The 26,577-nt window shown below is 63.8% G+C and carries 20 protein-coding genes and 1 pseudogene; 15 read left to right on the top strand and 6 right to left on the bottom strand.

Annotated elements, in window-relative coordinates; all coding sequences use genetic code 11:
- Positions 1-44 precede the first annotated feature (44 nt).
- Both EJ068_RS13490 and hutH read left to right on the top strand, forming a co-directional pair.
- Positions 45-1,265 (top strand): annotated as a pseudogene (locus EJ068_RS13490) (ATP-dependent DNA helicase RecQ); the annotation flags it as partial.
- A 266-nt stretch (positions 1,266-1,531) separates the two neighbouring features.
- Complete coding sequence (hutH, locus tag EJ068_RS13485) at positions 1,532-3,028, top strand: histidine ammonia-lyase (protein WP_127249591.1); 1,497 nt, start codon at positions 1,532-1,534, stop codon at positions 3,026-3,028.
- Positions 3,029-3,189: 161 nt separating this feature from the next.
- On the opposite strand, the gene EJ068_RS33665 is transcribed toward hutH, so the two are convergent.
- From EJ068_RS33665 to EJ068_RS13475, 3 genes are all read right to left on the bottom strand, one after another.
- Positions 3,190-4,485, bottom strand: a complete 1,296-nt coding sequence (locus EJ068_RS33665) for a caspase family protein (protein ID WP_281059022.1) — start codon at positions 4,483-4,485, stop codon at positions 3,190-3,192.
- A complete protein-coding gene (locus EJ068_RS33660; RefSeq protein WP_281059021.1) occupies positions 4,482-4,778 on the bottom strand; it encodes a caspase family protein in 297 nt (98 codons plus the stop codon). Before EJ068_RS33660 ends, EJ068_RS33665 begins: the two co-directional genes overlap by 4 nt.
- A gap of 254 nt (positions 4,779-5,032) precedes the next feature.
- Positions 5,033-5,446 (bottom strand): hypothetical protein, encoded by a 414-nt coding sequence (locus EJ068_RS13475; RefSeq protein WP_127249590.1) that lies wholly within the window; start codon positions 5,444-5,446, stop codon positions 5,033-5,035.
- A 789-nt stretch (positions 5,447-6,235) separates the two neighbouring features.
- On the opposite strand from EJ068_RS13475, the gene EJ068_RS13470 reads away from it, so the two are divergent.
- From EJ068_RS13470 to EJ068_RS13420, 11 genes are all read left to right on the top strand, one after another.
- Entirely contained in the window at positions 6,236-7,714 is a 1,479-nt protein-coding gene (locus tag EJ068_RS13470; RefSeq protein ID WP_127249589.1) for a multicopper oxidase family protein, read from the top strand.
- Positions 7,715-7,910: 196 nt separating this feature from the next.
- Positions 7,911-8,354 carry a Spy/CpxP family protein refolding chaperone gene (locus EJ068_RS13465; RefSeq protein ID WP_189341864.1) on the top strand — a complete coding sequence of 148 codons (444 nt, stop codon included), beginning with the start codon at positions 7,911-7,913 and terminating at the stop codon, positions 8,352-8,354.
- Positions 8,355-8,423: 69 nt separating this feature from the next.
- A complete protein-coding gene (locus EJ068_RS13460; protein WP_127249587.1) occupies positions 8,424-9,743 on the top strand; it encodes a glucoamylase family protein in 1,320 nt (439 codons plus the stop codon).
- A gap of 650 nt (positions 9,744-10,393) precedes the next feature.
- Complete coding sequence (locus EJ068_RS13455) at positions 10,394-12,925, top strand: copper-translocating P-type ATPase (RefSeq protein ID WP_127249586.1); 2,532 nt, start codon at positions 10,394-10,396, stop codon at positions 12,923-12,925.
- Positions 12,922-13,299, top strand: coding sequence for a cupredoxin domain-containing protein (locus tag EJ068_RS13450; protein WP_126080597.1), 378 nt, complete (start codon positions 12,922-12,924; stop codon positions 13,297-13,299). The genes EJ068_RS13455 and EJ068_RS13450 overlap by 4 nt, the downstream gene beginning before the upstream one ends.
- Before the next feature lie 9 nt (positions 13,300-13,308).
- On the top strand, positions 13,309-13,590 hold the full coding sequence (locus EJ068_RS13445; protein ID WP_127249585.1) for a DUF2933 domain-containing protein: 282 nt from the start codon (positions 13,309-13,311) through the stop codon (positions 13,588-13,590).
- Positions 13,587-14,261, top strand: coding sequence for an isoprenylcysteine carboxylmethyltransferase family protein (locus EJ068_RS13440; RefSeq protein ID WP_127249584.1), 675 nt, complete (start codon positions 13,587-13,589; stop codon positions 14,259-14,261). Before EJ068_RS13445 ends, EJ068_RS13440 begins: the two co-directional genes overlap by 4 nt.
- On the top strand, positions 14,258-14,722 hold the full coding sequence (locus EJ068_RS13435) for a hypothetical protein (RefSeq protein WP_129554591.1): 465 nt from the start codon (positions 14,258-14,260) through the stop codon (positions 14,720-14,722). The genes EJ068_RS13440 and EJ068_RS13435 overlap by 4 nt, the downstream gene beginning before the upstream one ends.
- Positions 14,723-14,725: 3 nt before the next feature.
- The gene (locus EJ068_RS13430) at positions 14,726-15,433 is read left to right on the top strand and encodes an ABC transporter ATP-binding protein (RefSeq protein ID WP_127249582.1); all 708 of its coding nucleotides are present in this window, start codon (positions 14,726-14,728) and stop codon (positions 15,431-15,433) included.
- A 4-nt stretch (positions 15,434-15,437) separates the two neighbouring features.
- Positions 15,438-17,801: an ABC transporter permease gene (locus tag EJ068_RS13425; RefSeq protein ID WP_127249581.1), complete on the top strand. Its 2,364-nt coding sequence runs from the start codon at positions 15,438-15,440 to the stop codon at positions 17,799-17,801.
- A gap of 5 nt (positions 17,802-17,806) precedes the next feature.
- A complete protein-coding gene (locus EJ068_RS13420) occupies positions 17,807-19,036 on the top strand; it encodes an HlyD family efflux transporter periplasmic adaptor subunit (protein WP_245463413.1) in 1,230 nt (409 codons plus the stop codon).
- A gap of 540 nt (positions 19,037-19,576) precedes the next feature.
- Here EJ068_RS13420 and EJ068_RS33295 read toward each other — a convergent pair.
- From EJ068_RS33295 to EJ068_RS13415, 3 genes are read right to left on the bottom strand one after another with little or no spacing between them, the layout of a single operon-like run.
- Positions 19,577-20,038, bottom strand: a complete 462-nt coding sequence (locus EJ068_RS33295) for a hypothetical protein (protein ID WP_245454879.1) — start codon at positions 20,036-20,038, stop codon at positions 19,577-19,579.
- Entirely contained in the window at positions 20,007-20,939 is a 933-nt protein-coding gene (locus EJ068_RS33655) for a shikimate kinase (RefSeq protein WP_245455306.1), read from the bottom strand. The genes EJ068_RS33295 and EJ068_RS33655 overlap by 32 nt, the downstream gene beginning before the upstream one ends.
- Positions 20,899-23,370, bottom strand: coding sequence for a hypothetical protein (locus EJ068_RS13415; protein ID WP_245455307.1), 2,472 nt, complete (start codon positions 23,368-23,370; stop codon positions 20,899-20,901). The genes EJ068_RS33655 and EJ068_RS13415 overlap by 41 nt, the downstream gene beginning before the upstream one ends.
- A gap of 422 nt (positions 23,371-23,792) precedes the next feature.
- On the opposite strand from EJ068_RS13415, the gene EJ068_RS13410 reads away from it, so the two are divergent.
- Both EJ068_RS13410 and EJ068_RS13405 read left to right on the top strand, forming a co-directional pair.
- A complete protein-coding gene (locus EJ068_RS13410) occupies positions 23,793-26,003 on the top strand; it encodes a diguanylate cyclase (RefSeq protein WP_126063807.1) in 2,211 nt (736 codons plus the stop codon).
- A complete protein-coding gene (locus EJ068_RS13405; RefSeq protein WP_189367335.1) occupies positions 25,898-26,374 on the top strand; it encodes an EAL domain-containing protein in 477 nt (158 codons plus the stop codon). The genes EJ068_RS13410 and EJ068_RS13405 overlap by 106 nt, the downstream gene beginning before the upstream one ends.
- Positions 26,375-26,577 lie beyond the last annotated feature (203 nt).

Genomic DNA, 26,577 nt, shown 5'->3' with positions numbered 1-26,577 from the left:
CTTCGCACCTTCCCGAAAACGACCTCCTGTCCGGTGTCTGCCTGATGCCGGCACAGGCAGCGAGCATCCGGGCCGAGGATCCCACGCGGCGCGTCCTGAAGGATGTGTTCGGCTACGACGATTTCCGTCCGGGGCAGGCGACCGTGATCGAGGCGCTGCTGGCGGGACGCCATGTGCTGGCGGTGATGCCGACGGGCGCCGGCAAGTCGCTCTGCTATCAGGTTCCGGCGCTGGTCAAGGGCGGGCTCACCATCGTGGTATCGCCGCTGGTGGCGCTGATGCAGGATCAGGTCGCCGCCTTGCGCCTTGCCGGTGTCGCCGCCGACACGATCAATTCCTCGCTCGATCGCGAGGCCAATGTGGCGGCCTGGCGCCGCGTGGCGTCCGGGCAGACGCGGCTGCTCTACCTGGCGCCGGAGCGGCTGATGACGGAGCGTATGCTGGACGCGCTGTCACGGCTCGATGTCAGCCTGATCGCCATCGACGAGGCGCATTGCATCTCGCAATGGGGACCGGCCTTCCGCCGCGAATATGAGGACCTGGCGCAACTGCGCGGCGTGTTTCCGCAGGTGCCGATCATCGCGCTGACGGCGACGGCGGACGAGGCGACGCGCGGCGATATCGAGGCGCGACTGTTTGCCGGACGCGCCGAAACCCTGGCGCTGGGTTTCGACCGGCCCAACATCAAATTGGCCATGGAGACCAAGCAAGACAGCAAGCGCCAGCTGCTGCGCTTCGTCGAGCGGCACCCCGGCAAAAGCGGCATCATCTACTGCCTGTCGCGGCGCAAGACCGAGGAAATGGCGGCCTTCCTGGAGAAGAACGGCGTGCGCGCGCTCGCCTATCATGCCGGCATGAGCAAGGAGGCGCGGGAAGCGAACCAGAACGCCTTCATGAGCCTGTCGGGCGTCGTCATGGTGGCGACCATCGCTTTCGGCATGGGCATCGACAAGCCCGACGTCGCCTATGTCTTCCACACCGACCTGCCGGGCAGCCTGGAGGCCTATTACCAGGAGATCGGCCGCGCCGGGCGCGACGGCCGGCCGGCGGAAGCGCATATGCTCTACGGCGCAGGCGACATCCGCACGCGCCGCATGTTCATCGACGAGGAGGATACCTCGCCCGAGCACAAGAGACGGGCGCATCGCCGGCTCGACACGCTGATCGGCTATTGCGAGACGGCGCACTGCCGGCGCCAGGTGCTGCTCGGCTATTTCGGCGAGGAGGCGAAGGCCTGCGGCAATTGCGACAACTGTCTTAACCAGGCGCTGCCGTCGGCGCGCGGCGTAGCAATGCTCAGCCCACCGGGCGGAGGCCACGGTGAGGTCGCCAACTAACCGTTTCACGCTTTTCCTGGAAATGCGCCGGACGTCGGTCAGGTCGATGCAGTTGCGCTGATATTTTCACTTTTGTCCGCCGCCACGGCGAAATTCCGACAAAAAGCGTGCCTGAGAAGCCTTAGGTACGGCGCTGCTGGGACACAGGGATTCAGCGCAACTTTTTGGCGGCTAGCAGCCCGGGTAGGTTCGCAATGACAGTAACCATCGACGATGCCGCAAGCTGGCGCGACATCGCGCGTGTCGGCGACGGCGAAATGCTGGTACTGACCGACGCCGCGTGGGATCGCATCGCCCATGCCAACCGCATCGTGGCAAGCCTGGTGGAAAAGGGCATTCGCGCCTATGGCGTGAACACCGGGGTCGGGGCGCTGGCAAGCCAGGTGGTGGCGCCGGCTTTGCAGGAGAAGCTGTCGCGCAACATCATCCTCAGCCATGCCTGCGGCGTCGGCGAACTGGTGCCGGAACGCAGCATCCGCGCAGTCATCGCCGCGCAGGTGGCAAATTTCGCGCATGGCCATTCGGGCGTGCGGCCACAGATCGTGCGCAACCTGCTCACCTTCCTCGAGCGGGGCTGCGTTCCGGACGTTCCGTCGCGAGGATCGGCCGGTTATCTCACGCACAATGCCCATATCGCGCTGGTTCTGATCGGCGAGGGCAGGGCGACTGTCGCTAGGCGCAAGATGAGCGGCCGCGAGGCGCTGGCCGAGATCGGCCTGGAGCCGCTGGTGCTGGGCGCCAAGGAAGGCTTGAGCCTCGTCAACGGCACGGCATGCGCGACCGGGCTCACAAGCATCGCCCTGGTTCGCGCCGAGCGTCTGCTCGCCTGGGCCGATGCGGCGGCGGCACTCACGCTGGAAGCCGCGGGCGGGCAGATGGCGGCCTTCGACGAAACCGTGCTGGCCATGCGGCCGTCGCCCGGGATCGAGGCGGTCGGCGCCTCGCTGCGGCGTCTGCTCGACGGCAGCGGGCTGATCCAGGCTGCGCATGGCAGCCGCACGCAGGACGCGCTCAGCCTGCGCGCGGTGCCGCATGTGCATGGCGCGGCGCGCGAGGTGCTGGAGCGCTCGGCACTGCTGGTCGACCGTGAATTGGCTTCAGTGACCGACAATCCCGCCGTGGCCGGCACGCCCGATGAACCGAAAGTGTTTTCGCAGGCGCATCCGGTGGCGCCGGCGCTCGGGCAGACCGCCGACGGTCTGACGATCGCGCTGGCGCAGGTCGCGGCCATGAGCGAGCGCCGCATCGACCGCCTCGTCAATCCGCTGGTCAACAATCTGCCGGCATTCCTCGCCGCCGAGGGCGGCTGCAATTCGGGCTTCATGATCGCCCAGTACACCGCCGCTTCGCTCAGCAACGTCAACCGGCGCCTCGCCGCGCCGGCGGCGACGGACGGCGGCGTCACGTCCGGCCTGCAGGAGGATTTCCTCGCCCATCCGACCGTGGCGGCCAACAAGCTTCTGGCCGTCATCGACAACGCCGAATACATCCTGGCGATCGAGCTGATGGCCGCCGCGCAGGCGCATGATTTTCTGGCCGGTAAGGCCGCGCGGGCACCCGGAACGGACGCCGTCTACCGCGCTGTGCGCCGACGCATCCCGCACTACAGCGACGACCGGCCGCTGTCCTGGGACATGGAAATGCTGCGCGATTTCATCCGCGAGGCGGATGTTGAGTTCAGCGAAGTCTGAGCGCAACAGCGATGCGAGAATCGAGGGACTAGAGCAATTCCAGGAAAAGTGTGACACCGTTTTCCGTCAGGAACTGCGTCAAAACAAAGAGATAGAGCGGTTCGCCGTTTCCGTGAAACGGTGAAACGCTCTAATGCCATCGGTGCAAGCCCGCCGCCTTTTCAGTGGTTGGCGTAGCCGCTCAACGGGCATCTCTGTGCTGCCGGGATTTGGAAGGTGCCGTCAATCCCGCTGCACATGTGGTATGCGGACTTCCGCGCTGGTGTTGCCTTTGGCTTTGGCGCCGGTCTTGGATTGGCAGCCTCGCGCTGGTCCTGACGCCTCGGCCTGGCGCGGACGACCGGTTGCGGTTTCTGCGGCCTTTGCGGCGCGACGCTTTCCTGTTTCTTTGCTGGCGCATCGGATGCCTGCTTGGCGCGGTACGTCGTCAGCGCGTCGTCCGTGTCGAGCTTCAGGCGGGCATATTGCTTCGGGGTGAGGAATGTGGTCGTGGGCAAGCCATTCGCCTCCTGCCACTGGCCGATGGCGCGGCGGGTCTTGGCGCCGAGGTCGCCGTCGGCGTCCAGGTCGTAGCCGATCGCCAGAAGCCGTTCCTGCAAGTCGACCTTGCCCTGGCGATCAAGTCCGATCGCGCTTTCCGTCAGCTCGGTCCCGGCGTCGGTCTCTGGTTTGGGCGCGGCCGCCGGAGGTTCCACGGCGGTTGCCGACCGCGACGTCTCGCTCTGTACATTGGCCACAACGGTGGCCGGCTGCTTCTTGAGCTGGTCGATGTTGAGACGCGCCAGATCGGCGAATGCCCCGTTGGGGAATTGCTGCAGATAGGCTTCATAATGCGCCAGCGTGTTGCGCTTCGAGGCCTCGTCCCAGACCCGCTGCTCGATTTCCCATCCGCGCCCGTCGGTGCTGGCTGATTCCGCCGGCGCCGCGGTCGCGGATGGTTGCGCAGCCGGCTGGACCGGTACCGGCGGCTGCGCGGTCTGCGGACCGATGAAGGCCTCGCGGCCGAGCGATGCGTTGTGCCAGGGCCGCTGCTTGCCGCTGGTCTCGGCCGTCACCTCGCCGCGCACCCGGGTCAGCGCGCTCTGGAGTTCCACGCCGGGCTCGGCGATATGCCTGGCAAGAGACGTCGTATAGGGACTGTTGGCGCCGCCGCCGTCATAGGACACCGCGCCGGGGTCGGTGGCAAAGGCGATCAGCACGCCGCCGGTGCCGACGTCCGACCCGCTGACATCAATGGGGGCCAGGCCCGGAGCCGTGGTCGAGCGGCTTTTCGGCAAGGAGGCCGCCAAGGTCCTCGCCAGCGGATTGTCGCGGCAGGCGTCGAGAATGACGATGCCGACTGCCGGGTCCGGCGGAAGAGCAGCCAGCAACTCGTCCATCTGGACAGTGCGGGTCTTGAGATGCGCCGGCGCGGTAAGCTCGGCATCGACCGGGATGAGATAGTTCTTGCCGTTCACCTGCAGGCCGTGGCCGCGTCGTAGGATGCCTCAGTGAACTTGTTCAGCCGATCCCGCATTCCGGTATAGTCGAGATCGACGCCTTCGATAACGTTGAACCCGACCTTGCGCAGTACGTCGGCCATCAGGCGGGCATCGCTCGCGGGATTGGGGAGAGCGGGCGCATAGACATATTTGCTGTTGCCGATGACCAGCGCAACCCGATTGCCCTGGGCGGCAAGGGCGCCGTGCTGCGGCAGCAGATCTGCCGCGGTCAGGAGGAAGAAACCAACGATGGCGACCCAGAACCTCATGGCGCGCATCCTCAACTCAAGTTGCGGCTCTGCTTGCCTTGGCAATTTCATTCAGAGATGTTCGCGTCTATGAAATATAGCACATCCGCGGGCAGGAAGCGCGTGCCCTCTCGCGGTCGAAGCCGCGCCGTCGGGGCCTCGGCGATACACCGCGCCGGGCAAACACATTGCATGATCTGGAGGATGGCGGCGACTAGGTTATTCGCCACCAGTTCGATCTGCTTGAATTCAACCCCGCAATCGCCTTGAGCCGGTCAACGCCAAAGGCAGACCTTGACGTCCTTCCCGATATAGCAGGCGCCTTCGCGGCGAAGCTCTCCCCAATCGCCCACCTCGCCGTGCGTCTCGCGAATATCCCCGTTGGCATAGCCTGCCCAAGAATCTCCGTCCTTGTAGACGACCGCCCAGTAATCCTTGGACATCTCGCCAGCCCCGCTATGCGTGTCGGGATAGTCGATACCCGCGAAAACCTGCTTGGGGCCCTGGATGTTGAAATCGCCGCCCTGCTCGATCTGGTAGGAGCATTTTCCGGAGATGCGCGTCTCGCCGTGAACGACGAGCAGGCAGCGGCCCCATTTGTAACCGTTCGGCAGACGATGCTGTGCTGCATGCGAAGGCGAGAGGGAAAACGCAATTGCCAGGGCTGCCATGATGGTTCGCGCGGTCATCCTATCAACCATCGTGAAACAGCCGATTGGGTTCGGCCCAGGGCGTATGTCGAAAATGGTCCTCCGCGGGATGGTTCCACCAGAGATCCTCTTATTTGTCCCCGAATTGTCCCCAGAGCCGGTTCGATCGGATTGACGTATGTCAAAGCGCATTTTGATTGAAGAGGTAATCATTAATGTGAAGAACTTGGAAGCCGCATTGTGCTTGATCGAGTTTGGCAAATTACGGCCCACGTCTCCGGGATATGATTAGTTCCAAGATGGCGTTTGCCGTGGCTCGGAAAGGTTTGATTGTGGATCGGAAAGGCATCCGACCAAGGCTTGGCCGTTCAATGAAGCGCTCGTCAGGATTTGGCGGCTCGCGTTGGCTCGCCTGCTGCCTCGCCTTGCTGATGGCGTTCACCACGGTCCTTTCCAGCCATGCCAATTCGGCCGCGTCTCCGCTTGGCGCCCAGTGGGCCGCAGAGCATAATCATGGCTCCGCGGCGATCCGACATGATGGTTCCGCCCCGTGCAAGGATTTCGGCCATGCGCGCCATCAAGGCACATGCTGCATCTCGGCTTCAAGCTGCTCATTCTGCGTCCCGGTTGACGTCCATCTCTTCGTCGCGATTTCGGGAGGCCATCCCGTCGCGACGGCGCCGCCTTTCGTATCCTCTCCAAGTGACGTGCCTGTCGGGCTGCGCCCTCCGAACCTCGTCGTGACCGCCTGAGCGCACGCGCCCTGGCGTTCGTGCGCTTCGCCGCCGGTCAATCCGGCCCTCGAGTCACGAACATGAGAGCTTTGCAATGCAATCCATATCCCGTCGCCAGTTCCTGGCATCCACGGTGGCTGCCGGCGCCGCGGGCATCGTCCTGCCGCTGATCAATCCCCGCGCTGTACAGGCAGCCTCCCCCAGCATCATCCGGGCCGATACCCGCGTCATCGATGTGGCCGGCCGTGCCGCCAAAGTCTTCGGTCTCGTCCAGCCCGACGGCACCCATGGGCTTGTCACCTCGGCCGCCAATGACTTCCAGGTCCGGCTCGAAAATGGGCTGAACGCGCCGACCTTGATCCATTGGCACGGCCTGACGCCGCCGTTCGGACAGGACGGCGTGCCCGACCTGCCGCAACCGTTGCTGCAGCCGGGCCAGTCCTATGATTACAGCTTCCCCGTCGCGACGCCGGGCACGCATTGGATGCATGCCCACACGCTGCAGGAACAGCAGTTGCTTGCCGCGCCGCTGGTCGTCACGGATCCTGCGGAGGCAGGTGCGGACGAGCAGCCCCTGGTGGTGCTCTTCCACGACTTCAGCTTCAAGACGCCTGAGGAATTGCTGGCCGGGCTGACCGGATCGGCGCCTGCATCGGGAACCGGCGGCATGGCCGGGCACTCGATGTCGGGCATGTCAGGCATGGACATGCAAGGGATGTCGGGCGGGCAAGGCATGTCGGACGGGCAAGGCATGGCCATGCCGATGGACGTCAACGACATCCAATACGACGCCTACCTGGCGAACGACCGGACGCTGGACGATCCACAGCTGTTTGCTGTCGAACGCAACGGCACGGTCCGGCTGCGCCTCATCAACGGCGCGACCGCCACGGCATTCTGGGTCGACACCGGGTCGATCGAGGGCGAGGCAATCGCTGTCGACGGGAATGCCGTCACGCCAGTGCGCGGTCGCCGCTTTCCGCTCGCCATGGGCCAGCGCCTCGACATCCGGCTGCGTATTCCGGACGAGGCGGGAGCCTGGCCGATCCTGGCGCTGCGTGAGGGCAGTGTCGAGCGCGCTGGTTTCGTGCTGGCGACCAGGGGCGGCGCGGTAAAGCGCATCGCGCCGGTTGGCGATCAGGCGACAGCCGCGTTCGACCTCGCATTCGAGTCCAGCCTCGTCGCCGCCAAGCCTCTAGCCTTGACATCGGCGAACCGGAACCAGGCCGTCGAGATTGGCGGCACCATGCAGGGCTACTCCTGGACGCTCAACGGCAGGACATGGGGCAACCATCAGCCGATCGCCGTGCGAAAGGGTGAGCGCATCGAACTCGTCCTGCGCAACGCCAGCATGATGGGCCATCCCATGCACCTCCACGGCCATCATTTCCAGGTTGTCGCCATCGACGGCCGCCGCTTCGCGGGAGCCGTGCGCGACACCGTCTGGCTGCCGCCGATGCACGAGGTGACGGTGGCATTCGACGCCGCCAACCCAGGGACATGGGCGTTCCATTGCCATCACCTCTATCACATGGCGACCGGCATGATGACCGTCGTCGACTACACCGCCTAACCGATTTCAAGGACAGGACCATGAGACAGAACCATATGAATACCCTCTTCAGGACCCTGGCGATCGGAGCAGTCCTCGCATTCTCGGCGCCCGTTCTCGCGAACGATGCGCATCATCCGGCTGGCACCGAGACTCCTCGCCGCCCCCTGCCGCGACGGAGAATGCGGAGGACGGAGGCACTGGCTCGGGGATGCCCATGATGATGGGCAACTTGTCCAACACCATGATGCCGAACGGCATGATGAAGATGATGATGGCGATGATGGCGGGCGGCGACACTCCTATGGGTCAGATGATGTCGCCCGACCATGTCGAGGGGCGGATCGCCTTCCTCTCGACCGAACTGAAACTCACCAAGGCCCAGCGGCCCCTGTGGGACGCCGTCGCCGAGGCGCTGCGGGCAAACGCTCACTCGGCCAAGGACATGATGGCGAAAATGCCGGCCGGTATGATGGGCGGGGATACCGGCCCCGAAACGCCAGTGGAGCGGATCGAGGTTCAGGAGCGAATGCTGTCGACGCGGCTCGAGGGACTGAGGCGGCTCAAGGTCGCTTTGGAGCCCTTCTACGCGTCGCTGGACGATGCCCAGAAGGCGGTGGCCGACAAGCTGCTCGCGCCGGCCCCGATGGGCATGATGTGAGACATGAAGGGGCCGTTGCACCAGACCACGAGGGCCCCCGCGATCGACGCGAGATCTCCAGGTGAGACCATGAAGACGAAGCGGAGCGTCCGCGCGGAAGAGCTGCTGCTTTTGCAGCGCGAAACCTTCGACTACTTCCTGGGCGAGGTGAATCCCGCCAACGGCCTCATCCGCGACAAGACCGCCGCCGATTGGCCGGCCAGCATAGCGGCGACGGGTCTCGCTCTCACCTGCTATCCGGTCGCCGTCGAGCGCGGATACATGACCCGGCAAGAAGCCGTCGCGCGGACCCTGGCTACGCTCCGCTTCTTCCACACGAGTCCCCAGGGGCCGGAGCCCGACGCGACCGGCTATCGTGGGCTCTACTATCATTTCCTCGACATGCAGACAGGACGGCGCGCCTCGCAGTGCGAGCTGTCCACGATCGACAGCGCCCTCCTGTTGGCAGGCGCCCTGTCGGCGGCCGCGTATTTCGGTGAAGAGACCGCCGACGAGCAGGAAATCCGCACGCTTGCCGATGCGCTATATCGCCGTGCCGACTGGCAGTGGGCACAGAACCAGGGCGCAACGGTGACGCATGGCTGGACCCCGGAAAACGGGTTCATCAAATACCGCTGGGAGGGCTATGACGAGGCCCTCCTGCTTTACATTCTGGCGCTCGGCTCACCGACCTTTCCGCTTCCCGAGAGCAGCTACGCCGCCTGGACGTCGACCTATCGCTGGGAAAGCTGCTACGGCTACGAATATCTCTATGCGGGGTCGTTGTTCACGCATCAGCTGTCGCATGTCTGGATCGACTTTCGCGGGATACAGGACGCGTTCATGCGCGGGAAGGGCATCGACTATTTCGAGAACAGCCGGCGGGCGACCTATCTCCAGCAATGCTATGCCATCATGAATCCGCGTAAGTTCGAAGGTTACCGCGAATGCTGCTGGGGGATCACCGCAAGCGAGGGACCTGGTCCGGCCACTCTCAAACTCAATGGTGTCCAGCGGGAGTTCTACGATTATGTCGGCCGCGGCGTTCCCTATGGACCGGATGACGGCACGCTCGCTCCATGGGCGGTCGCCGCCTCATTGCCGTTCGCTCCGGAGATCGTGTTGGAGGCGCTCGACTTCTGCATCCATCAGGCGAAGCTGAAGGAGTTCAACAGATACGGCTTCAAGGCGGCCTTCAATCCCACCCACCCGGGCGAGCCTGGCAATCCGTACGGGTGGTGGGTGTCGCCCTGGCACTTCGGCATCAACCAGGGCCCCATCGTGCTGATGATCGAGAACCACCTGAGCGACACGGTTTGGCGCTTGATGCGCGGTTGCCCTTACATCCTCACCGGATTGCGCCGCGCCGGGTTCAACGGCGGCTGGCTGAACGATGCGAATCCTGGCTGAACTGATTGCTTTGGTCCCCGCGAGTGGGTCGATCGATTTGACGCACATCAAAGCGCATCTGAATCGAAGGGGCGATCATGCCCATGGTGAATAGCTCGGAAGCCTTGCTGTGCTTGAACAATCTTGTCACATCTGGCAGCGACGCCATCGGACTGCAAGCGGCCCCTTCGGTGCGATCATGCTTGCGTTCGGGCTTGCCCTTTTCCTGTTGCTGACGCCTTCGGGCTCGGCGCAAGCGCACGAGTTCGGCGCATCACCAGACTTCTCGTCAGCCAAGGTCGTCCAGTCGGTTGCCGATGGCAAGGCCGATCGGCAGGCCTCGGCGGCCTCTCTGTCGGCATCAACCCTGGACGAGTCGGGTTGCCATGACGGCCATTGCGGCCTGTGCATGGGTGGACATTGTTTCGGTTGTTCGGCAGTTGCTCTGGCAGCTGGTCCTGATCTCGCCTCCGCAGCTGAGCCTGGCGCCCCAGCTTTCCCCGACCAATCGGGTTTCGCGCTGACCAGGCCTGACGAAGCCTTTCGGCCCCCTCGTTCCGTTCTCTGACGCCCTGCTCGGCGGGCAAATTCCACGCCTGCCGAACAGGATCGCTCTTTTGTGCCGGGCCTACGCTGGCTTCGGTCGCGAATGTATTTCGAGGAGAAAACTCATGAACATGCGGACAGAAGCCGCGATCCCTGACCACCCGTCTGGTGGCCTGGCCGAGGCGCGCGAGTCACTCACCCTCCGCATTGGAGGAATGAACTGCGCCCACTGCCCGCCAACGATCGAAACAGCCATTCGGGCCGTCAAAGGGGTGCAGACCGCCTCAGTCAATCTCGCCACCCAGACGGCGATGGTCAGCTACGATCCTGCCCAGGCAAAGGTCGCCGAAATCCTGCGCGCCATCCGCTCCGTCGGCTACGCCGCCGGTACGGCGACGATGCGCATTCCGATCAAGAACATGCATTGCACCTCATGCGCCACACGTGTCGAGCTGGCGCTGAAGATGACCCCGGGCGTCATCGCCGCCCGCGCCAGCCTCGCACCCAACGTTGTCGACATAGAGTATCAACCGGAACGGGCCAATTTCCAGGAATTGAGGAGGTCGATCGAATCCTCCGGCTATCGGGTCGCCGAGCCGAAGGTGAAACCCACGGACGAGACGCTGGACCCGGCGGAGGCGGCCAACGAGCAGGAATACCGCGGCCTGATGCGCAGGTTCTGGCTCGCCGCCGTCATCTCCCTCCCGGTGATGGCTCTCAGCTATCCCGATCTCATTCCGGGACTGCGCGAATGGATGCCCATGGGCAGCGACACGCGCCGGATCGTTTGGGCGCTGCTTGGCGTGCTGAGCCTGCCCGTCCTGCTGTGGTCCGGATCGCAGTTCTTTGTCGGCATGTGGGACGCGCTGAAGCACCGCGCTGCCAATATGCACACGCTGATCTCAATCGGCATCACGGCGGCGTTCCTCTATTCGGTCGTGGCGGTCGCATGGCCCGGGATCTTTCCCGACATGGCGCTGGCCGAAGTCTTCTGGGACGTCACCGATGTCGTCGTGGCGCTCGTCGTGCTGGGTCTCGCCCTCGAGATCAAGGCCAAGGGCCGAACCTCGCAGGCGATCAAGAAGCTGATCGGGTTGCAGGCCAAGACGGCAAGAGTCGTGCGCGACGGCAAGGAAATCGACCTCCCCGTCGAGGAGGTGCTGGTCAGCGACACGGTGATCGTCCGTCCCGGCGAAAAGGTCCCGGTCGATGGCAAGGTGAGCGCCGGATCGAGCGCTATCGACGAGTCGATGATCACCGGCGAATCCATGCCGGTCGAAAAGCAGGCCGGCGACGAGGTCATCGGCGGCACGCTCAACAAGACGGGCAGCTTCCGCTTCACCGCTACCAAGGTCGGCAAGGATACCGCGCTCGCAAGCATCATCCGCATGGTGAAGGACGCGCAGGGGTCGAAGGCTCCGATCCAGCGCGTGGTGGATACCGTGTCGGGCTACTTCGTGCCCGCGGTCATGATCGTCGCGATCCTGGCCGCAGTGGCATGGTACGATTTCGGGCCTGAGCCGCGGCTGATCTATGCCACGGTCGTCCTGGTCACGACGCTGATCATCGCCTGTCCCTGCGCGCTCGGCCTTGCCACGCCGACATCGCTTACGGTCGGCATCGGCAAGGGAGCGGAAAACGGCATCCTGATCCGCTCGGGCGACGCGCTGCAGGCGGCCGAGAAACTCGACGCGATCATTCTCGACAAGACGGGCACGATCACCAGGGGCGAGCCGGCGCTGACCGACGTCGTGGTCACGCCGGGCCACGAAGAGAGCGCCGTCCTGCGGCTCATTGCATCTCTTGAGCGCGGTTCCGAGCATCCGCTGGCCTCGGCCATCGTGAAGGGCGCCGAAGCGTGGCTGATCGAGCTGGTCGATGCTGAAGGCTTCGCGGCGATCCCGGGCCACGGCGTCAGTGGCCGGATCGACGGCCATGATGTGCTGTTCGGAAACGCCAAGCTCATGCGCGACCGCGGTGTTCCCGCAGACGCGCTGCTGCCCCAATGGGAGCGCCTCGCCAATGAAGGCAAAACGCCGATGTATGTGGCGGTCGACGGGCAGGCGGCTGGACTGATCGCGGTCGCCGACACCGTGAAGCCGGATTCCAGGGCGGCGATCGAAATCCTGAGAGGGCTCGGCATCGAGGTCGTCATGCTGACCGGCGACAACGAACGCACGGGTCGGGCAATCGCGCGCGAGGTCGGCATCGATCGCGTGCTGGCGGAGGTCCTGCCAGACGACAAGGCGCACGAGGTGCAGAAACTACAGCTCGAAGGCAAGTCGGTCGGCATGGTCGGCGACGGCGTCAACGACGCGCCGGCGCTCGCCCAGGCCGATGTCGGTTTCGCCATCGGCACCGGAACCGACGTCGCCATCGAGGCAAGCGACGTGACGCTTATCAAGGGCAGTCTGATGGGCGTGGTCACGGCGATCGAGATCAGCCGGGCGACGATGCGCAACGTCCGGCAGAACCTCGTCGGCGCATTCGGCTACAACGCGCTGGGAATCCCGGTCGCGACGGGCGTGCTCTACCCGTTCATCGGGCTTCTGCTCTCTCCCCTCATCGCAGCCGCCGCCATGGCCTTCAGTTCGGTGACCGTCGTCACCAACGCCAATCGTTTGCGCTTCTTTCAGCCGAGGAGGACAGGCTCATGACACCCGACCGCTGGATAGTGACCGTGGCCGGGATCGGCCTGGTCGCCTTCATCATCTGGTTCTTCTGGCTCAAGCGTTCGAAGGGCATCCGCGCCGCGGATACGAGCGGCGGCTATCAGGAGGCGATGATCCTGGTCAAGGGCGGCTACACGCCCGACACGATCGTCGTCCGCAGCGGCCGCCCGGTCCGGCTGAATTTCCGCCGTGAGGAAACCGCCTCCTGCTCGGACAAGGTGATCTTCCCCGATTTCCAGAGGAGCGCCGATCTGCCTACCGGTGAAACCGTCGCCGTCGATCTGATGCCCAAGCAACCAGGCGAGTTCGGATTCGCATGCCCCATGGGCATGTTCCGCGGCCGCCTCATCGTCGAATAGGAGACCAGCATGTCAATGCATGACCATTCGGACCACGACCAACCGCAAGGCTCCTTTCTGACGTCCCGGGCAGGCCTTGTCCTGCTTGGCTTCCTTGCGATCGGCGGGTTCCTGCTCCTCACCGAGCACCGCGCCCATGTCCTTGGCGCGCTATTCTATCTGCTGCCGCTCGGCTGCGTCTTCATGCACTTCTTCATGCATGGAGGACACGGCCACAGAGGACGTGAGCATGGAGGACATGGGCATGGTGGGGGCCACCGCAACCAGCCCGACGAAAGGAATCCGTCATGAGCATGCAGGCCTACGGCCTTTGGAGCCTGGTGATCGTCAACTCCGCCGTCTTCATCCTGTTCGCCTACAGCTTCTTCAAGCCGGCGACGACCCGTGACTGGCGCTCGTTCGGCGCGTTCAGCGCCTTCCTGGTCGCGCTGTTCGCGGAGATGTACGGCTTTCCGCTCACCATCTACTTGCTCTCCGGCTGGCTGCAGTCCCGCTATCCACGGATCGACTGGTTCTCGCATGATGCCGGGCATCTCTTGGAAATGATGTTCGGCTGGCGGATCAATCCACATTTCGGCCCCTTCCATCTGCTGAGCTTCGTCCTGATCGGCGGTGGGTTCTGGCTGATCGCGGTCGCATGGAGCGTTCTCTACGACGCTCAGCAGCACCGTTCTCTCGCCACCAGCGGCCCGTACAGCTACGTGCGCCACCCGCAATATGCCGGCTTCATCCTGGTGATGCTGGGTTTCCTCGTTCAGTGGCCGACGCTGCTGACGCTGGCGATGTTCCCGGTGCTGGTCGTGATGTATGTGAGGCTGGCGCGGGCCGAGGAGCGCGAAGCGATTGCCGCGTTCGGCGACGTCTACCGCAACTACATGACACAGGTTCCGGGTTTCATTCCGAGCTGGAACCGGTTGTCCGGCGGGTCGGTCGGCGGCCCTGGACGAGGCCTGGCGCCATGACACGGCACCGCCGATCCTGGCCGTTTTCGGCGATCCTGCTCGCCGTCTTCGGTGTGGCGCTCGTCTGCATCGGCGCCTTCTTCATGTTCCTTCGGCCGCCGCTATTGCCGGAGGACGTGCGGTTCGTCGGCCTGTCGCTGCAACAGCTTCAGGCCGAGCAGCCACGCATGGCATCGTGGCTCGAGCGCGTGTTTCAGGTGCTTGGCGGGTATGCCGTCGCCTCGGGCATCCTCACCGTCACGGTCGCCGTGACGTCGTTCCGGCGGCACGAGCGGTGGGCTCTTCTGGGCGTGCTCGCCGCCGGCGTCGCCTCCATCGGATGGATGGCTGTCGTCAACTTCATCATAGGATCCGATTTCCGGTGGGCCTTGCTGGCTATCACGATCTTATGGGCCGCGAGCATGGGCATGTTCCTGGTCGAGCTCAGGCAAGCTGCCATGCGGGCAGGCAGGGCGGAGTGATCCATGTCCGACCCTGTCTTCACCGCGAAGGACCTCACCAAGACCTACGTCTCGGGCGAGACGCAAGTGCACGCCCTGCGCGGCGTGAACCTGGCGATTTCGGCAGGGGAAGTGGTCGTCCTGCTCGGCCCGTCGGGCAGTGGAAAATCGACATTGCTCAACATCATGGGCGGGCTCGATCACGCGAGCAGCGGCGAGCTGTCCTTCAAGGATTTGCGGCTGACCGACCTCGATGACAGGGGTCTGACATCCTATCGCCGCCGCCACGTCGGTTTCGTGTTCCAGTTCTACAATCTGATCCCCAGCCTGACAGCCTATGAGAACGTCGCGCTGGTCACCGAGATTGCCGATGATCCAATGCGTCCCGAGGAAGCTCTCGCCCTCGTTGGGCTGGAGCCGCGCATGCATCATTTCCCGGCGCAGCTATCAGGCGGCGAGCAGCAGCGCGTCGCCATCGCCCGCGCGATCGCCAAGCGTCCGGAAGTGCTGCTTTGCGACGAGCCGACAGGCGCGCTCGACTCCAGGACAGGCGTTCGGGTGATCGATGCGCTGATGAAGGTCAATGCCGAACTCGGCACGACCACCGTCATCATCACCCACAACGCCATCATCCAGGAGGTCGCGCACCGGGTCCTGTTCTTCAGCGACGGGCAGATATCGAAGGCCGTCACCAACGAGGCCCGCCGCGCTGTCGCCGAGCTGCAGTGGTGAAGACATGCGCGCCCTGGACATAAAGCTCTTCCGCGATCTCCTGCGTCTTTGGGCGCAGGCATTGGCCATCGCGCTGGTGGTCGGCGGCGGCGTGGCAACGCTGCTCCTCGCCGTCGGCTCCTACCGTTCCCTCGATGAGACGAGGACGGCTTACTACGAGCGCTACCGCTTCGCCGATGTCTTCGCCACGGTGCGACGGGCGCCGAAAGCTCTCCTCGGCCGGATCGCCGAAATCCCAGGTGTGGCTAGCGTGGATGCACGCATCGCACAGTTCGCGCTGCTCGAAACGCCGGGTCTGACCGCTCCGGCCACCGGCGTAGTCATCTCGCTGCCCGAGGTCGGCGAGCCGAAGCTCAATCGCCTCTATATGCGTGCGGGCCGCACGCCGGATCCGAGCCGGGACGACGAGGTCGTCGTCAATGAGACCTTCGCCGAAGCGCACCGGTTCACCCTGGGCTCGAGCTTCGCGGCGACCCTCAACGGTCGCAGGCGCGATCTGACGATCGTCGGCATCGCGCTTTCTCCCGAATACATCTATGCCGTCGGCCCCGGCGACATCATGCCCGACGGCCACCGCTTCGGCGTCATCTGGATGTCCGAACGGGCTCTGGCCAGCGCCTATGATCTCGAAGACGCTTTTTCGTCGGTGTCGCTGAAGCTGCTGCCGGGAACGTCGGAGCGCGAGGTGATGATGCGTCTCGACAGCCTGCTCGATCGCTATGGCGGGCACGCTGCCTACGGGCGCAAGGACCAGACGTCGCATGCCTGGCTCGACCACGAGCTCGACATGCTCAACAACATGAGCCGCACGCTGCCGCCGATCTTCCTGCTGGTTTCGGCGTTCCTGGTCAACCTTACCCTCAGCCGGCTCGTTTCGCTCGAACGCGAGCAGATCGGCCTGCTGAAGGCACTCGGCTACCGCAATGCCGGCATCGTCCTGCACTACCTGAAATTTGTGGGCGTCATCACGGCGGTCGGCATCGTCATCGGCAGCCTGATCGGCACCTGGCTCGGCAGCTATGTGACCGGAGTATTCGCCGACTTTTTCCGCTTCCCGTTTCTGCTGTTCACCAAGGCCCCCGATCTCTACGTCGCGGCGGCGGGACTGAGCGCGTTTGCCGCGGCAATCGGCGCGCTGCGAGGCTTGCGCGAAGTCGTCAATCTGGCTCCCGCGGTTGCCATGCAGCCGCCGGCTCCGCCGGTTTTCCGCCGAACGCTGCCGTTGAGCCTTAGCGCGGCCGGCCTTGTCTCGCAGCCGATGAGAATGATGCTGCGCAACGTCGCGCATCATCCAGTTCGATCCTTTCTCACCGCATTCGGCATGTCGCTGGCGACGGCGATCCTGATCGTGTCGCTCTTCACGGAGGGCACGATGGAGCAGCTCGTCGACGTGACCTACTTCCTTGCGGATCGACAGGACGCGACCGTCAGCTTTTTCGAGAAGCGCCCGAGGGAAGTGGCCTTCCAGATTGCGAGGCTTCCCGGAGTGCTGAATGCGGAACCCTATCGAGAAGTCCAGGTCCGCATCCGCAATGGCCATGTCGAGCGTCGCATCATCCTCCGCGCAAGGCCGCGCGGGGCGGAGCTCAACCGTATCATCGATGCGGACCTGCGGCCGGTGGTCCTGCCGGAATCAGGCCTCGCGATCTCGGACATGCTGGCCAAGATACTCAAGGTGCGGGTCGGCGACACCGTCGAGGTCGATTTGCTCGACAGCGAGCGCCGGACGGTCTCGCTTCCGGTGGCGGCGCTGGTCGAGGACTATCTCGGCATGCGCGGGATGATGGATGAGGAAGCGCTCGCCAGGCTGCTGCGTGAAGCGCCGATGGCGAACGGGGTGAGCGTCAGCCTGGACAAGAACAGACGGGACGAGTTCTACGCGGCGGTCAAGGCCATGCCGGCGGTGAGCAGCCTGGCTCTGCAGACGGCGTCCCTCGCCACTTTCCGCGACGCCGTGGCGCTTCTGGTGACTACGATGTCCAGCATCTACACGGGTCTCGCCGCCGTCATCGCGTTCGGCGTGGTTTACAACAACGCGCGTGTCTCGCTGTCCGAGCGGGCCCGGGAACTGGCAAGCCTGCGGGTGCTTGGCTTCACCCGCGGCGAAGTGCTCGGCATCCTTCTCTTTGAACTCGCGCTGTTGACCTTGATCGCGCAGCCGCCGGGCTGGGCCCTCGGCTATGGTCTTGCCTGGATCATGAAGACGAACCTGGCCGGCGAACTGATGCGCGTACGCCTGGTTGTCGACCCTGCCATTTATGTCTTCGCCAGCGCGATCGTCATTACGGCGGCTGTGCTCTCAGCGCTGATCGTCCGCAGGCGGGTTAATCGACTCGACCTCGTTGCTGTTCTCAAGACGCGGGATTGAAGACCATGCGCACCAGATCGATGACCAACTGGATGAGGAGAATCGGCGGCATCGCGGCCTTTGGCCTGATCGCCGCGGCGGCGGTCTGGTTCGCATGGCCGCAGCCGATCCCGGTCGACCTGGCGACGGTAGCCAAGGGTCCGATGGAGGTGACCGTCGATGACGAGGCCAAGACCGAGGTGCGGCACATCTACACGGTATCCGCGCCAATCGCCGGCAAGGTGCTCAGAATTTCGCCGCCGCACCATGTCGGAGACGAGGTAGCCAAGGACGAGACGGTGGTGGCGGTCATGCAGCCGACCATCCCCGGTCTCCACGATGTTCGCACGCACGAAGAACTGTTGGCGGCGCTTGGCGCGGCAGAAGCGGCCGTGACGTTCGCGGAAGCGGAGGTGAAACGTCTCGAGGCGGCGCTTGCATATTCGCGCGCCGAGCTCGATCGCGCGGAAAGGCTGGCCAAGTCCGGAGCGATTTCGCAGAACGCCCTCGACAAGGCGAAGTTCGAAGTGGACACCAACGAGGCAGCCTTGGCGAGCGCGAAGGCGCAGGTCGAAGTCCGGCGCAATGAACACGCGATGATCCAGGCGCGGCTCGGGCAGCCTGCCGGAGATGTTGCACAATCGGATCCGGCCTGCTGCGTCCAACTTCGTGCGCCGGCGAGCGGCCGCATCCTGAAGATCGTTCAGGAGAGCGAGGGCATGGTCCAGCCGGGCGCGCCGCTTGTCGAGATCGGCGACCCGCGCGACCTGCAGGTGGCGGCGGACCTGCTCTCCACCGACGCGGTCCAGATCAGGCCGGGCGCCTCAGTTCGCATCGACGGTTGGGGCGGACCCGCGCTTCAGGGCAAGGTGACGCGGATCGACCCGGCCGGGTTTCTCAAGGTCTCGGCGCTTGGGATCGAGGAGCAGCGCGTCCACACGGAGATCGATATCGTCGACCCTGCCGAGATGTGGTCGCAGCTTGGGCACGACTATCGCGTGATCGTGCACGTGACGAGTTGGCGGGACGACAATGTCCTTAGCGTCCCGGTAGCGGCACTGTTCCGGCAGGGCGATGACTGGGCCGTGTATCTCGCCGAGGCCGGACGGGCGCGCACGGCCGTAATCAAGATCGGCCACCGGGACAGCAGGATGGCCGAGGTCGAGTCCGGCTTGTCGGAAGGCGATCGGGTCGTGCTGCACCCGAACGACCGGGTGGGCGACGGCGTGGCCGTGCGCGAGCGGAGGGTTCGATAGGCCCGGTCGGCCTGTAAGCTGCCTTGGGCTCTCCTTCGCCGAGGCTTCGGAGGGCGTCCTGCTTCGCGCTGAAGATAGGACTTGTCCTGCGAAGCTCGGAGAGCAAAGCAGGATGGCGGAGAGGGAGGGATTCGGTTTCACGCCTATCCTGCTGAAAATGCTAATCTTTTCGCGCTTTTTGTTACGCAGTTTGTTACACTGCTACAACTGCGATTTACAATCGCTCTTTTGAGCTCGCCTGCCCAATCCATCTTATCTGTCGAAACCGACGCAATGGCGCGGCGGTGGATTGGGTCACTCTGTCATAGTATCCGCGCTTCATTAAGTTGACGATGCCGTTTAGACTCGGAGCTGATCCTTTCCGGTCGATCACCAGGATTTGGCGCGCGACCCGGCACCGGCGGTTCGTCTTTGTACGTTTGTGTCATCCAGGCCGGATCAACTCGGCCATCAGGCTTCTCACGACTTATGCATGCGTTTCCCACTTTTATTAGCATTCGGTGCGAACCCGCACCCTGCACCAAACCTGCGACGCCTAAGCTATCGTCCTCGACTTGAGCGTTCCCTGCTTCTCGTGGAAGACGCTAAATTCGCTCGTGCGTTATTGCCGGCCAGCAAAGGCTGCGGGTCGGCGGTGAGGGTGTCGAGGAGCGGCGGCCGTTCCCTTTCACTCAATAGTGCCGCCGGCGCCTGGATGGTTTCCACGACGCCGCCCCCGCAATCGTAGCCGTTGTGATGATCATCGTGCATGCGCTGAGCTGTTGGGGACATGCTGATGGCGGTGCCGGAAGCACCGGAGACATGTGATATCTCGGCAGCGGGCAGAGCGGCTTCTCTGTCGCTGCACAGGAAAGCGTAGAGTTCCTTCACGCAAATGCGGGCGTCCTTCTTGTCTTTTTGAAAGGGCGGGACGAGGGGCAACCTGATATCGGCCTTTTGGTAGAACGGACTGCGCTCTTCGTACAGCTGGTCAACCTTCTGCTCGATGTCGGCGCCTTGCAGCAGCGGCCGGCTGGTGTCCCTCTCGAGGCGCCTGCGGAGCTCTTTCAGCTCGGGTGTCGAGCCAGATCGACCTCGCCTTATTAAGAATCAGGGCTTGATTGGACTCCTTGCCAAAGCAGCCGCCGCCGGTTGCGATGACGATGGGGCCTCTCTCCAGCTGCTTGGCGAGCTCTTTGGTCTCCAGGTCCCTGAAGTGCGCCTCGCCACGGCCAGGGTCGGCGAACATCTCCATCAGATTGCCGTGATCGGCGACGATATGCTTATCGATGTCGACAAACTCCACCCCCAACTCCTTGGCAAGCTGGGCGCCGATGGTCGACTTGCCGCTCGCCGGCATGCCGACGAGCACGACCGGCCGCGTACCGAGGGCCGCGAGGATCTCGCCGGCTTGCGGCGAGCGAGCGACCGCAATCTGTTGTCTTGCGACGATGGGCGACCTGGAGGTCCCTGCCGCCCTCGACCTGCTTTCTCCTGACGAGTCCCAGTGTAATATCTCCCAGGCACCACGGGGAATGGGGACTAGCTGTGAGCTCTGCGCGCGGTGCGCGAGCTCGGCCCGATAACTGGCCGGCGTAGGGAACTCGACCTCGAAGCGATAGTTCTGCGCGGTTCTGAACGCCGTGTGAACGCCGCGTAACCGCGGCCTGTCCATCCTGATGACCCAGTTGGTGGTCTCGACCTCGCTGCAGTCCCGCTCCTCGAAGGCCAGTGCCGCCTTCCTGAAGGCGCGCGTAAAAGCCTCGTCCGGGATCTCGAAGACATGGCGCACGGCATTGGTGACCAGTTGGGCCTCCGGCGCCGTGCTCACGCTCTGGCCGGTCAACTCGTCGGCTATCCAGACCTGCCCGCCCGACCGTTGGTCAAGATGCGGCACCTTCACCTCGATGCCGTCCTGCCGCAAAAGCTCGGCAACCGCATGCACAATTTTTGGTAATCGCGCTTTCTTGCGCTTCGGCGGGGGCGGCTTCGAGCCTGGCCCGCTCAAGGGCCTGTTCGCTGCTCAGCGTTATCGTGCTGGCGCGGTCGTCTTCGGCCGAGATTGCTAAGGCGCTGAGCAGAATGCGCTTTTCGACGGCGAGTCTGATCGAGGCCTCCATGACCGATGCCGCCAGCGTGGGGTTGTCCTTCAGATCCGCCAGGCTGCCATCGACGTCGAACCGGCCCTGGTGGAGCTTTGCCGCCTGCGCCTTGACATATGGCGCCGACTTGAAGCCCGGCCTCTGCTCCAAGAGCCGCTGCAATTCGGTGGTTTTTTGCATGAACACCCGCGCACCGGTATCGGACTTGTAGGCGTCAGTGCCGACCTTGATGCCGACGCTCAACAGATTGATGGCGCTTTCATGCAGCTTGACTTCCGACTGCTCATGAGCCGGCTCGCTATTGAGCTGCAGGTTCCAGTCCTGGAGCTCGGCCACTAACAACGCGGCCAGTTCGCAGGCCACCGGATGCCTGGCGGCCTTGCTGTCTTCCCTCGCCCTGGCGATGAGCTCATGGAGGGCCTGGCCATCCGGCCGATCTTCCTGCAACAGTGCGCGGATGTCGGCCTTGAGCTCATTATGAATGCCCTCGTAGGTGCCGAAGATGGCACGCTCGGCAAACCAGCGTTGCGCCTCCAGCGGCTGCGCCAGCACGTTGCGCTGCAGGCAGCTGTAGGTCTCCAGCACCAGCCCGGTGGCCGACAGGATCTGCTTGGACCGGGTGAACTGGTAGCCGCTTTTCTCAATGGCCGGCGTGTGCGACTTCGGCGGCTTCATCGAGGCGATGCCGCGCGCCTGCAGCTGCGCGTCGAACTGGCGCACATGCTCGTAAAGGCGAGGCTGGTCGCCAATGATGACGACGGTGTCGCCATCAAAATCGCCGTCGAGCATTTTTTGTTCGACGCTTGGAACCGCAACCAAAGAGCCGGGCGCGAACACCTCCGTCGCCTGCAGGATGCCGACGCACTCGAGCGCGGTGTCGGCCTTGACCCGGTCCTTTTCCTCCAGCCAGTACGAATGGCACTTTACGTCCTCGGCAGACATCACGACCCCGCGCTCGGCGAAGTCCGCCGGCCACATTTCGTCGGGCACAACGATCAAGATGCCTTTGGCAAAGAAGGTCGGATCGTCGGCGGCAAGCCCAGCCCCCGACCTGTGCGCGAAGTTGAAGCTATATTGGAAGGCCACGCACCGATCCAGGAACGCCGCGGTCCGGTCGCCATCGCGCGCCGACCTGACCCGGTCGGCGGCGAACGGGCGCAGGTTGGGCTTGTCATAGGGGGAGCGTCCGACAAGCACGCCAGCGTCACGGGTCAAGGTCTTGCTCTTGCCCGTCGGCACATGCAGGCATTCGTCGCTGGACGGCACGGCGATAGCGCTCGAACCCTCGATATGCCCGCCCGTGACCGTCCGGAACAGCTCCTCGGCGGTGAGGCTTTGATGGGTTTCGAGCCAAGCCTGAGCCTTCTCGCGGGTCTCCTGTGCTACCTCGACGCTACGCGGATAATGTTGCAGCGCCGAGGGCGGTACCGCCGATTGCCTTTTATCGGCATAGGCAGGCATCCGCTCGGGAGCGTCGTGGCGAGCCCGGGCAATGGACGGCATGCGCTCGGCCAGTGAGGCCCTAATGAAGCCGCAGCCGTCATGCGGCCGCAAGGCGATCTCGCCGTCTCGCCCCTCGAACCGGAAGGGATGCACTGCGCCTGCGGGATGGTCGGGCAGAAGGGACAGCTTGAAGCACCCTTCCAGCGCATAATCATGGGGGCCAATGTCGGGGATGCCCGGCGGCGCGGCAAATCCGCGGCGCTGGGTATAGTAATAGGCTTCCTTGAACGGCGCCCAGGCCCGCGACAGCTGCTCAAAGGCCGTACCCGGAGCCGTCTCGGCATAGGGGATCGCCAAAAGCTTGCCGCTTGGGGCCTCTGCGGCCGTGAAAGGCAGGTGAGAGGCAAGCTGGTTCAGGCTCTTTTGCGGCGGCTTCAGTTTGCTGCCGCCGAACAGGTCCATGCGGTAGGGCACGCCCTCCACGGTGAACGTGCGTGTCAGCATGGCTCCAGTCGGAGTTCCCTTTAGCTGCACCGCCACCACCTTCACCGCGCCCGAGGTCAAGCGGTGGAAAATGGAATAGCGCAACTCGGCTTCGCTGGCCAGCGGCCGGCCTTGCATGTCGACCACCGGCAGCCGCATCAGTCCGGCATCGCCTTGCGGCGGTCTCGGCTCGTGGTCCATGGCCTGAAGGACCCGATGGACATCGAAGCTGGAGGCTGCATGCTGGGCCTGGATCATCGATGCGTTCTGCGCCATGAAGGTGTCGAGCGCTTCGAGCGGCTCCTTCGCCTCGATCTCGGCGATCACGCTCGAGTTCGCGCACCGCCTCGGCGCGCGCCGCGGCGCTCCTTCCTCGGCTGATGAACACTGCCGATCATAGATTCGACTGCCAGCCTCAAAGCCCCATCGTCGTGCATAATATGGGCTGGCCTCGCTACATTCGAAGGGGATCGAAGGCCGATCCCACGGTGCGGTGAAAGAAGCTGCAAGCGGCTTCCAAGACTAGGTGCGAGCACCTCGATCTCATTGTAGGCCCGTCATCGGATCATATGGAAATCGGTGAGCTTCATCCGCCGGCCTTTTACAACGTGGTTTGGTCGATCCTCTAGGGGATTACGCAGTCTTAAGCCAGCATTAATACCTTAGACGCGACACTAGGAATACTTTTACTATTCGCTAAAGCTCGATGCTATTTGACGAGGACTGGTCTTGCGTTTGCAGTTTTCTAGATGAGAGGGCTAAAGGACATTAGCGTCGGGACCAAGCTCTCGTTGGGCTTTGGGCTGGCGCTGCTGTGCGTCGTGGCCGTGGGAGTATTTGGGGTCGCGCAACTGCGATCACTCAACAAGGTCACGAGCGAGATCACCAGCGTTTGGTTGCCCCAGGTCCAGATCGTCGGCGAGATGAAGCGCAACCTCGCGGAACACCAGCTCTATGCGACGTTGCGCGTGCGCACTGCCGAGGCTGCGCAGATAGCCGGCATTGAGAAGGAGATGGCGAGGGAAAGCGACGAAATACTGCAAGGTCGGCGCGCCTATCGCCGGAGTGCCGGATCGCTGGCCGAGCAGCAGCTGTTCGACCAGTTCGTCAACCTATGGACGGCCTACGAAGATTCCCTGACATCGATTTTCCCGCTCCTCGAAACAGGAGGGCGAACAATGGCTGTCAAGGAGTTCGAGACGGTATCGCTCCCGACCGTTGCCGCCGCCACGCAGCGATTGGACGACCTGCTGGCCCTCACCAACGAGCGCAGCACGGCCGCGGCGGTGATGGCGGACAGGACCTACACCGTTGCGCAAAGATTGACTTGGCTGGCAGTTCTTTTTGCCGCCGGGTGTCTTGGTGGGCTTGTCGCCTGGATACGCCACAATGTCAGCAAGCCGATCCTCGCCGTGACCGAGGCGATGCGTTGCTTGGCGCAGGGCGAGCGCCGTTCGAGTCTCATTGCGCTGAAAAGGGATCGGCAGGACGAGGTTGGAGTGCTGTTCTCGGCCTTTGCCGGCTACCGGGCCAGCCTGGAGCGCAGCGATGCCTTGGCCCGAGAAGCCGAGCTGGAGCGGCAGCAATTGGCCGCGGCCGCCGCCAATATGCCCGTAGGGCTTTGCATGTTCGATGCGGAGAGGCGGCTGGTTCTGTGCAACCAAAGCTACGCCGATCTCTACCATGTGCCGGAGCCCCTGACTCGTCCCGGCACGCCGTGGATCGATTTGATGCGGTTCCGGATCGCGGCGGGCCTCTATGCCGGCCATGACCCGGAAAAGTATGTGCAGCAGCTGACGGAGACCATCGATCGCGCAGAGCGGACGGTGAGCCTGGTGGAACTCAGGGACGGACGCACCATCGACCTCATCCATCAGCCACTGCCGGGCGGCGGGTGGCTTGCCACTCACCATGACGTGACCGACTTGCGGCGGAGCGAAGCCAAGATTTCATACATGGCGCGCCACGACGGACTTACCGAGCTTCCAAATCGCATATTGTTCCGCGAACGCGCCGAGGAGGCTTTGGTCGAGATGCGGCGTGATGGTAGCAAGATTGCTTTCCACTGCCTCGATCTCGATCATTTCAAGATGGTCAACGACACGCTGGGGCACCCGGTTGGCGACGCCTTGCTGAAGGAGGTCGCCGCCAGACTGAAACAGGTGGCCCGTGAAGGCGACACCGTGGCAAGGCTCGGCGGCGATGAGTTCGTGATCATTCAAACCGCGGTTGATCAGCCGGTCGAGGCGACAGCTCTTGCCCAACGGGTCATTGATGGGCTGAGCGCACCTTATGTCGTCGATGGCCACGGGGTTATGATCAGCGCCAGCATCGGCATCTCGATCGCGCCGGACGATGGCATTGACGCCGACCAACTTCTCAAGACCGGCGACATGGCGCTCTACCGGGCGAAGGCGGAAGGCCGCGGAACCTACAGGTTCTTCGAACCGGAAATGGATGCGCGCATGCAGGCGCGGCGGTTTCTCGAACTCGACCTGCGCGAAGCGGTGGTGCGGCAGCAGTTCGAAATCTACTACCAACCGCTCCTCAATCTCGACCGCGGCGAGGTCAGCTGCTTCGAGGCGCTGCTGCGCTGGCATCACCCGACGCGCGGCATCGTATCCCCGGGAGAATTCATCCCGCTGGCCGAGGACATCGGCCTCATCGTCCCGATCGGTGAATGGGTTATCAAGCAAGCCTGTCTCGACGCGGCAAGCTGGCCCGGTAGCATCAAGGTCGCCGTCAATCTGTGCCCGGCGCAATTTCGCAACGCGCGCTTGCTCTCCACCATCGTCGAGGCATTGGATATCTCGGGACTGCCCCCAGCCGGCTTGAGCTTGAGATCACCGAGACAGTGCTGCTGGCCAACAGCCAGGCGACTCTCTCGATGCTGCAACATATCCACATGCTCGGCGTTCATATCGCGATGGACGACTTCGGAACCGGATATTCGAGCTTGAGCTATCTGCGCTCGTTCCCATTCGACAAGATCAAGATCGATCAATCCTTCATCACGGACGCCGGAGATATCGACAGTTCCGTCGCCATCATTCGAGCGGTCACGAGCCTCGGCAACAGCCTCGGGATGCAGACCACCGCCGAGGGCGTCGAGACCGTGGAGCAGCTGGAACGGGTCCGAAGAGAAGGCTGCACCGAGGCGCAGGGCTTCCTGCTCAGCCGCCCGCTGCCCGCGCGGGACATCCCCGCGATGCTGGAGCGGACCCGCGCCGTGGTGGCGGGCGAGATCATTGAGACCGAACCCGAAACGTCAGGCGAGCGAGACACGGACAAGCCGGGCAGGCGTCGCAGTAGGGCGTCTGTCCCCGCCTAACCGGGATGCAAGCGAAAAACAGTGCCAACGAACATGAGTTTGCCGGCCTAGTTCAGGCCGCCACTCGGATCATGTCGATAGCGGGTGTGTAGGTCGGCGCGGCTCGAAATTAGGTGTGCTGAGCGCCGGTCAAAGTGGGATTAGCTTGTCATATCGATTATGGGATCCAGGTTGAACCCGACTTGCAGGACTCTGCTCGTAAC

This window comes from Mesorhizobium sp. M2A.F.Ca.ET.043.02.1.1 (assembly GCF_003952405.1).
Taxonomy (GTDB): Bacteria; Pseudomonadota; Alphaproteobacteria; order Rhizobiales; family Rhizobiaceae; genus Mesorhizobium.
The sequence above is the reverse complement of the archived record's forward strand: the minus strand, read 5'-3'. Positions and strand labels throughout refer to the sequence as shown.